The sequence below is a fragment of the Chromobacterium sp. FG89 genome (genome assembly GCF_057808735.1).
This window is the reverse complement of record NZ_JBMDIQ010000073.1, coordinates 1-665: the sequence shown is the minus strand read 5'-3', so window position 1 is coordinate 665 and position 665 is coordinate 1. Positions and strand designations below refer to the sequence as shown.

At 63.9% G+C, this 665-nt stretch carries 1 protein-coding gene; it reads right to left on the bottom strand.

Annotation, left to right across the window (positions count from 1 at the left end; translation table 11 throughout):
• A partial coding sequence (locus tag ACODRW_RS24290) for a LysM peptidoglycan-binding domain-containing protein (protein ID WP_488906920.1) occupies window positions 1-665 on the bottom strand: 665 nt, incomplete at both ends.

Below are 665 nucleotides of genomic sequence, written 5' to 3'. Positions count from 1 at the left end.
TACACCCGGTAAGTGCCGCTGTTGTTGTGCACATTCGTCACTTTGTTCGGCACTTTCAGCACTTGGCCCGCCGCCAAGGGCTCGCTGCCGCTCAGGCTGTTGACGTCCGCCAGCAGATACCACATCGCCTGGTCGCCCCACAGCGACGCCGCCAAGCTTTGCAGGGTGTCCCCCGCCTTCACCGTGACGAAGCCCGGCGTCTGGCCCGGGTAGCTCGGACCGATCGGCTCGTAGTTCTGGTCGAAGTCGGCGCTGTTCACCGGCTGACCTTCTCGGTACTGGTCTTTGCGGTTGCCGATCTGGCTTTGCGCCAAGGCCTGGGCGTAGTCGACGCGGCTGGCGCCGTCGTTGCCCACCGAGCCGATCTGCTTGCCGTCCAGGAAGTAGTAATCCTGCCGTTTGTAGGTGCTGCCCTTGGCGATTTCCTCGCGCTTGAGCACCAGGCCCTGGGCGTTGTTGACGTAGCGGAGGCTGCGCTGGCCCACTTCGTCGCGCGCTTCGGCCAGATGGCCGTTGACGTTGTAGCTGAGATGGGAGTAGCCGCTCTGCCAGCCCGGCGCGTCCTTGTTGTAGGGCTGGGCGGTGATGGTGCTTTGCTTGGCTTCGTCCCACCATTCATAGCCGTAATAGCTGGTGGTGGTGGTGCCGCTGCTGCTCTGCGCGCT